Origin of the sequence: Hydrogenovibrio sp. (assembly GCF_049975065.1) — a bacterium.
Lineage (GTDB): Bacteria > Pseudomonadota > Gammaproteobacteria > Thiomicrospirales > Thiomicrospiraceae > Hydrogenovibrio.
Genome location: NZ_JBNGDN010000087.1, coordinates 1 through 8,392 on the forward strand (window position 1 = coordinate 1; position 8,392 = coordinate 8,392).

Annotated in this window: 6 protein-coding genes; all 6 read right to left on the reverse strand. The window is 51.3% G+C overall.

Annotation, left to right across the window (positions count from 1 at the left end):
- Positions 1-1,132: HlyD family type I secretion periplasmic adaptor subunit (locus ACP5D0_RS09025; protein WP_472365410.1), on the reverse strand; the 1,132-nt coding region annotated here is incomplete at its 3' end.
- Positions 1,129-3,330 carry a type I secretion system permease/ATPase gene (locus ACP5D0_RS09030; protein WP_472365412.1) on the reverse strand — a complete coding sequence of 734 codons (2,202 nt, stop codon included), beginning with the start codon at positions 3,328-3,330 and terminating at the stop codon, positions 1,129-1,131. The genes ACP5D0_RS09025 and ACP5D0_RS09030, both read right to left, overlap by 4 nt.
- A gap of 89 nt (positions 3,331-3,419) precedes the next feature.
- Positions 3,420-5,357 carry an EAL domain-containing protein gene (locus ACP5D0_RS09035; RefSeq protein ID WP_472365413.1) on the reverse strand — a complete coding sequence of 646 codons (1,938 nt, stop codon included), beginning with the start codon at positions 5,355-5,357 and terminating at the stop codon, positions 3,420-3,422.
- 46 nt (positions 5,358-5,403) lie between these two features.
- A complete protein-coding gene (locus ACP5D0_RS09040) occupies positions 5,404-6,063 on the reverse strand; it encodes a transglutaminase-like cysteine peptidase (protein ID WP_472365414.1) in 660 nt (219 codons plus the stop codon).
- 18 nt (positions 6,064-6,081) lie between these two features.
- Positions 6,082-7,026: an OmpA family protein gene (locus ACP5D0_RS09045; RefSeq protein ID WP_472365415.1), complete on the reverse strand. Its 945-nt coding sequence runs from the start codon at positions 7,024-7,026 to the stop codon at positions 6,082-6,084.
- Positions 7,027-7,263: 237 nt separating this feature from the next.
- A partial coding sequence (locus ACP5D0_RS09050) for an iron-containing alcohol dehydrogenase (RefSeq protein ID WP_472365416.1) occupies positions 7,264-8,392 on the reverse strand: 1,129 nt, incomplete at its 5' end.

An 8,392-nucleotide genomic window follows, 5' to 3' on the forward strand; every position in this document is an offset into this window, starting at 1 on the left:
CGCCATCCAGTCCTCCATAAATGGCAAAATCATAAGCGGTGAATTTTACCTTGGCCGTCAGCCCCGGGTATACAAAACCTATATCGGCCGGCAGAATTTTGGTTTCCAGTACCAGTGAATCGTCTTTGGGCACAATTTTCACAATGTCACTGCCAGGCTGCACCACCTGACCGATGGTGGTGACCAAAAGTTCGCTGATGGTGCCATTGACAGGCGAAGTGATGTTGGTGCGTCTGACGCGATCGGCCAAGGCGGTTTTGGAGCTTTCCAGCTGTTCCAATTTGGCGAGAACGGTGTTGAGCTCTTGTTGCGCCTCGTTACGGAACTGCTGTTCCGCCTCCTGACGTTTGTTGATGGATTCATCAATAATGGACTTGAGTCTTGGGATAGAGTTTTCTGTCGTCTTCAGAAGGGAATAGGCATCGGTGGCTTCGCGCTCGGTTTTCAGGAGATCCACTTCGGAGGCGATGCCGTCTTTCACCAGCGGCTTCATAATGGACACTTCTTTTTTCAGTAAGTCATAGGATTTGGATAGCTGAGTGAATTGGTTGTAGGCGTCTTTCAAGTCGGCACGGTTCTGCTTGATTTTTTCATTTAAGATGCGTTTGGTGGTTTCCAGTTGTTGTAACTGGTTTTCGTGCAGTTGCTTTTCGCGATTAAACATCTGTATCACTTCCGGATCATCGGTGGGCAGATTCATTTGGAAGGGATGCCCAAATGCCTGCGCGGAGAGGCGAGCCGCTTGGGCTTGCAGATCATGCAGTTGCGCCGAGGTTTCACCAAAGGAACTGAAAAACTGGGTGTTATCCAGTTTGAGCAGTACTTGGCCTTTTTTAACATGGTCGCCCGAATGGGCAAAAATGTCTTCGACAATTCCGCCTTCCAGGTTTTGCACCACTTGGATTTTGGTGGAGGGCACCACCTTACCTTCTCCACGCACAATTTTGTCCAGCTCGGCATGATCGGCCCACACAACCAGCCAGATAACCACCAGCAGCAACACCCAGACGATCAGCTGGGATTTCACAGTGGGCTTTTCCAGCGCCGCCTGACTCAGACTGGACATAAACGACAAGTCGTCATCGGACAGATGCGATGGTTTGCGACTTTTTTTCAGTTTTGGCTCTGTCATGTTTCGCTCGATTTGTTAATACGCCCGGTTTTCAGGGCTTCCAGAACGGTGGCCTTCGGTCCGTCGGCAATGATTTTGCCGTTGTCCATGACAATCAGGCGTTCCACCAGTTGCAACAGGCTCATTTTGTGGGTGACCACGATGGCGGTGTTCTTTAGGGTGCCTTTTTTCAGGCGGTCGATCATCGCCTGTTCGGTTTTGGCATCCATCGCATTGGTCGGTTCGTCAAACAGGTAAATCGGGCTGTTCAGCAGCAGCGCACGAGCGACGCCAATGCTCTGCCTTTGACCACCGGACAGGGAGCTGCCACCCTCATTGATTTTCAGGCTGTAGCCGGACGGGTGGGTTTTGATAAAGTCGTCCACGCCCGCCAAACGTGCGGCCTTGAGGATTTGATCGTCTTCCACATAAGGCGCTCGATAAGCAATGTTTTCACGCACGTCTCCGCTGAAGAGGGTGACGTCTTGGGGCACATAGTTGATATTGCGGCGCAACTCGGCGGGATCCAGTTGGGTGATGTCGATGCCATCGACCAAAATGGAACCGGAGTCGAGTTTATAAAACCCTAAAATCAGTTTTTCAATAGTGGACTTACCGGACCCGATGCGACCGATAATGCCAACCTTTTCGCCGGGTTTGATTTTGAAAGAAACATGGTTTAAAGCCCGCTTGCTTTCGCCTGGATAGGTGAAGCAGACGTCCACGAACTCAATGCTGCCATCAAACACCGGATGCTGAATAAACCGTTTGTCGAGCGGGCGTTCAATTTCTTTCAACATCAGTTCATTCAGCGAGTCGAGTGCTGTTTTGGTCTGATGATAGGACGAGGTTAAATTGGCAAACTGTCCCATTGGGCCAATGGCACGTTGGCTGAGCATGACGGCGGCGATCAGCCCCCCCATGGTCATGTCGCCGTCTTTGATGTAGTAAACTCCCGCCAGGATAATCACCACCGTGCTCATCTGTTGCATAAAGCCGGTCATGCGGCCAATAGAGCTCTGCAGCATTTTTGACTTCAGGCTGGTGCGGGCAATTTCGCCGACGGCCTGTTCCCATTTCCATTGCGAATGCGCTTCAACACCGAGCGATTTGATGGTTTCGATGGCGGTGAGGGTTTCAATTAAAACGGCATTCTTTTGTGCCGACGCTTCGTAAGTGGCTTCCACGCTTTTACGGATAGGGCCTTTCATTAACAAGCTGTACAGCAGGATAATGGCGATAATGGCGATGGGCACCAGCACAATATTGCCGGCAATAAAGAAGATCACCAGCAAGAAAATCACCACAAATGGCAAGTCCACAATGGACGCAACGGTGCCGGAGGTGAAAAAATTGCGGATGCTGTCGAATTCTTTGAGATTGTTGGCGAAGGCACCGATGGAACCTTGGCGGTTAGCCATGGTCAGCCCAAGCGTTTGTTCAAAGAGTTTGGAAGACATAATGACGTCGCTCTTTTTACCGGCCATTTCCAGAAAATAGGAGCGCAGAAATTTCAGGAGAATGTCGAACATATACACCACACTGATGCCAATGGCGAGCACCCACAGCGATTCCACGGCATTGTTTGGCACGATGCGGTCGTAAACGTTCATGACAAAGAGCGGGTTGGCCAGCACAAATAAATTGATAATCACCGAGGCCAGCATGACGTCGCGGTAAATGCCTTTGTTTTCCCAAAACGTACGCCAGAACCAGTGGCCTTTTTTCGAGCGAACCAGGTTTTCCTTGCGGGTGCTCTGTTGAAACTTTTCAGTGAAGTAAACCGCATAACCGAGATAATCTTCGTTAAGAGCGTCGATATCGACGTCTTTACGGCCGTCTGGCGCTTCCGACAGCACCACTGTGGCCTTGCCGGAATCGAAGTCGAGTTTTTCCAACAGGCAGGCCTGGTCGTCTTTCAAGGTGAGGATACAGGGCAAGACCAGGTTGGGGATGTCGGCCAGTTTGCGTTGCTTGAAGGCGGCGGTGATATTGGCTCTTTCCGCGGCACGGATAAACAATTCCGGCGTGAGGCGTTGTTTATCGGCCAGCGGCAGGCCGGACAGCAGGGCATCCTGGGAAAAGGGGTGCCGATTCAGCTTGGTGTAAAGCACCAGACAATCCAGTAACGGATCTTCAAAGGCTGAATTCGCATGATGATGCGTGTGCAAAGGCGCTTCTTCTGCGGCTTCCGTCGATGGTGTCGTTTCGTTGCTCACGTTCGTATTCGCTTCCTGAGTCGGGTCGGTGTTTTAATTTAGCGTTGTTATAATGTTGTCTTCTAATCTTGTCTTCTAAGGTCGTGTCATTACAGTGGCTTGGGTGCGCCGTAATAATAGCCTTGGAAATATTCAATGCCCAGTTCACGGAAAGCGTTGATCTGGGCTTCGTTTTCCACCGACATGGCAATCACTTGAATGTCGAGGCTTTGGCACATTTCGCACAGGCTGCTGACATAGTCACGGGTTTGGCCGTCCTGTTCAATTGCTTTACTGAAGGAGGCATCCAGTTTAATGTAATTCGGACGCAATTCCTGTAAATAATGCATTTGGGTGAAATGGCTGCCGAAATGGTCGATGCCAAAGGTAAAGGACAATTGTTTCAGCGTCTGCACTAAGGGCCAGGCCTGGGCTTTGTTGTTATTGATCAGGGTTTCGGTCATTTCAAACGCCAGATGGTTCGGGTTGACCGTTTTTAACTGTTGAATCAACCAGGCCTGGAAGTTGGCCTGTTCGACAATGGAGTCCGTCAGATTAATGGCGAGACAACTCTGATCGTTCGGTGGACGCTTCTGCAGGTGCTGGAGCGCCAGTTCAATCACGATCCGATCGATTTTTTCCATCAGATTCAACTGCGTCACGGCGGGCATGAAATAACCGGCCGAATGGATGTTGCCATCGGTGTCCTTCAGGCGAATCAACAGTTCCTGGTCGTGAATTTGACGTTGGGCATCGTAAGCGGATTGCTGGTAGAGGAGGAACCGCTGGTTTTCAATGGCACTGTGTAGAATGTCTGTCCAAGGCGAACTGGCTTCACTTTGGTCGGCTTTGTCCTGATAGTAAAAGCAGTGGGTGTCGGAAACATGATGGGCTTCGGTAATGGCAAAGTCGAGTCGAGCCAGCAATGGCCCGCGCTGTTCGCCCGGCTGGTAATCGATGAGCGCAGCCGAAAGTTTAATCGGTGAATCGGTGACTTTGAGCGTGGATAGAATGTCGTTCAAATGTGTCTGAACGCTGGCGGCGGCCTCTTTTACCGCATCGCCGGATACCGATGGTAACACCGCAATCAATTCGGTGCCATTTAGGCGGGCGTAAAGCGCTTTTTCATTGAACAATTCCGCATACATGGCATCGGCCAAGTGCTTGACCAGTTTATCGCCAATCAGATAACCGAAACGGTCGTTGAGTTCTTTGAGGCCTTCAATGCGCAATAAATAGACCACGCCCGGTGAGGCTTCGGCATGCGGATCCAGCAAGGCATCAATGTTCATTTCAAAGTGCTGGCGGTTGCTCAAACCGGTCACCGTGTCCTGGTAGGCCATTTTCTGCAATTTTTCCGCGTGCTGGGCATCGCGTTCAAACACTTCTTTCATTTTGTGTACCATCGCATTCATGGCGGAGACCACGCTGCGGAATTCGATGGTGGTCGGCAGGCTGTCTTGCAGTAGATATTCCTTTCGAACAATGGCCTCGGCTTGTTTTTCCATCTTTTTCAATGGAGAAAGCATCACTCTGAGGGCATAGACGGCTAGGCCGATGGCGATCAGTGCAGCGAGCGAAAACCAAGTCAGTAGGTTGATGGCGGTTTTCCAAAGTTCGATGTAAGCGTAGCCCGGGTGGCTTTGCACCGTCAGGGAACCCACCGGCATCCAGCCGGACTGAATGAGCGCGTTGGCTTCAGGGGCGGAAATGGAAATAAACTCAATAAACCAGTCGGGGATGCCGTCGATTTTTTGAGTGGCGGTGCGTTCATAAAGCAAATTATCCTCTACGTCGATCAAGGTGATGTGGGCATAGTATCCTCGGTCAAACACGGCATTAATCATGGTTTCCATGCTGGATGGGTCGGACGGGTCGGCCACCGAGCTCAGTGACAGCCCCAGCGAGGTGGCGGTGTCCTGTGCATGGGATTGCAGTTGAGCCTCCAGAAAGGAGCGGGTGTTGTTCAGATTGAGCAAAAAGGTGCCCAATAAGACAATCACCAACATGGAGGCGATAAAGAGAATCATCTGTTTGCTTAAACTCATGCGCTTTCCTTTTTGAACCTCGTGTTCATCACGGTTGCTTTGCCGCCTACTGCATTTTTTTCAGCAAGCTGTTCCAGTTTTTGAGCTTGTCAGTGCCGCCTTCAACCGCTTTGCCTTTGCCGCGTTGTTTCGATAACCAAAGGCCGTCACCGTTAAAGCTGTAAATCGGTATCAAGTCTTTACGTTGACCGGCTTTCATAATACGGTCGTTGATATTGTCGAGTACCAACGGCTCGGATTTAGGCGTTTTGAAATAGGTCAGCACCATATGTGCCTGTTTTAACCGAATCGCCTTAACATACGTCAGATAAAGCTTTTCCTCCGGCACGCCCATGGCTTTAAGTGTGAAATACTTGGCGATAACGTAATCTTCGCAATCCCCCGCATCCAGTCCTAGAAACTCGATAGGCGTCGCCCAGTAATCTTCTTTGCCCCAAACCTTCTGGTCGGTGGTGAACTGAGCGCCGTTAAAAAAATCGTTCACCCGCTGAAGTTTCAATCGTTCCGGCTTGGTGTAGTTGTCGTCGATTAATTGTTGCCAGGCCTGGAGACGCCGCCCAGCCATTGGGCCGTATTTATCGATGACCTGCTTGAGTTCGTTGTCGGTGAATACGCGTGGCGGCGACCCTTTTGAGGCATTCGACGCCCAAGCCAGACTGATAGCGACACTGAATAGGGTGACGATTATGAGTATAAGCTTGGGCAAAATGCGTTCCTGTTTTGCTTAATCCGGCTGTTTTTGGAACCGGTTGTAATGTTTCATTTTTTCCGGGATGGCCTGTCGTGCACTGGCGGGTAAGGCCGATTGGCTGACGACTCTAAACTCAATGCGACGGTTCTGTTTGCGCCCTTTCGGGGTGGCGTTGTTGCCGACCGGATTGGCCTCGCCCAGACCATTGATATAGAGTTTGCCAGCGTCGTAATTAAAGGTCTGCACCATGTAGTTTTTCACCGACTGGGCACGGTTCCAAGACAGCTTGACATTACTGGCCGCCGTGCCTTGACTGTCGGTGTAACCGGTAATGAGCACCACTTCATCCGGTTCGATATTGCGAATTTGGCTGATGTTTTTTTGTAACAGCGGTTTTTGATCCGCACGAATCTCGTAAGAACCTGTGTTGAAGTGAATCCGGGTGGTCACGATATTTTGGGGTACGCAACCGTAGCGATTGACGGTGGCGCCGGCGGGTGTGTCCGGGCACTGATCAATGTCGTTGGTAATGCCGTCTTTGTCGTCATCGTTTTCGATTTTGCAGCCGAATTCGTTTACCGGCGTGCCCAGCGGCGTGCCCGGGCATTTGTCCTGGCTGTCGAGCACGAGATCCTTATCCGTGTCCGGCTCGCATCCTAAAAAATTCACCGTGACGCCTTTGGGGGTGTGGGGGCATTGGTCGACGCGGTCAAAAATGCCGTCGCCGTCCGAGTCCAGCTCGCAGCCGAGTGAATTGACCTTGACGCCCGGCGGGGTGTTGAGGCAGTGATCAAATCGATCGGGCACACCGTCCTGATCGAGGTCTTTATATTCCTTAGAAACCTGTTCAGGTTTGTCCACTTCTTGTTGAATGGTTTGGATGGCATCGGGCTGTTCTTTTTCGGGGGTGTTGTCTGCCATGGCCGGCAAGGTTAAACAACACCCCAAGCAAAAGGGGAGAAAGTCAGTTTTTTTCATTGTCTAAGTGCAACCTTTTGAGTTTATAATCTTTTTATGAGTCCAAGAATTTTATAGAAAACGTGTGTAAAAAGATAGAGTAAAAAAAAGTTGTCACAAAACAGACAGTTCTTGAAATGTTCTGCTCAGAGTGGGTGAACTTTAAAATGGGTAAATTGTTATTTTTTATACGTATTGATTCAGGTTGGTATGAGGCTGTTCGCACAATGCCGTTTGCGGCAAAAGGTGTTTGGAGAGCTATAACGCCTGCAGCAGTGCCTGTTTGAGAGTGCTATCGGGTAATGTGACCGGGTTGCCGAGCATGCTGCCGGATCGACAGTTCGCCAAAACCGGCGCTAGATTATTCGGCGTTAAGCCATAAGCACTTAAACCGGTCGGGGAATAGCGTTCGACCAGCCGATCTAAAACGTGAATAAATTGCGCAAGCCGTTCTTCTTCCGTGTCGCCCTGCGCATCGAATAATCTGGCGATTTGGTCGTATTTAATCAGTGTGGCACGAGCCTGCGGCTGGTCATCGCTGTTCAAAGTGTGGATATTGGCTTGGGTAATCGGTGCCAGTAATCGTGCGCAGACGGCACCGTGCGGTGCTTCAAAAAACGCGCCCACTGGGCCGGCTAAGCCGTGTACCGCGCCCAGACCGGCGTTGGCCAAGGTGATGCCGGAAAGACTGGCGGCCAGCATCAGGTTTCCGTAAGCGGTTTGGCGTTCGGTTTCGGAACCGGTTTCGAGGGTTTCAAAAGCGCCTTTGAATAAGGTTATGCCCTGCCAGGCCAGCGCATCCGTAATGGGATTGGCTTTCAGAGTGGTGTAGGATTCCAGTAATTGGGTAAAGGCATCCAGCCCGGTGGTGTAAAGCACTTCCTGGGGGCAGGTGGCCAGAAAACTGGGATCCAGCCAGACGGCTTGCGCCAGTAATTTGTCGCTGCGAAAGGATTTTTTGAATTCGCCCAGGCGTGACAGCACGGCGTTTTTTGTGGTTTCGCTGCCGGTGCCGGCCGTGGTCGGCAGAGCGATAAACGGCAAGGTGTCACCTTCCAGTGACCGGCCTTTGCCCACACCTTCCAGATACTCCATCACCGAGGTGCGGCTGGGCAGTAACCCGGCCACGGCTTTGGCGGCGTCGAGCACACTGCCGCCGCCGAGACCGATGACCGTTTCGACATCCAGCGGGCAGGCCTGGACGATTTCGTCCACCGTCTCGGGTGAGGGTTCACCGGAAACCGTAAAGATTGAAAGGCGGACGTCTGCTGCTTGCAGCTGCTGAATGAGTTGGTCGCCATATTCGCCAGGCCTGGTTAAAAAGCGCCCCGAAATCAGTACCGCCGAGCGAACCCCTTTTTTGAGAAGATGGGGGGCAAAGTCATTA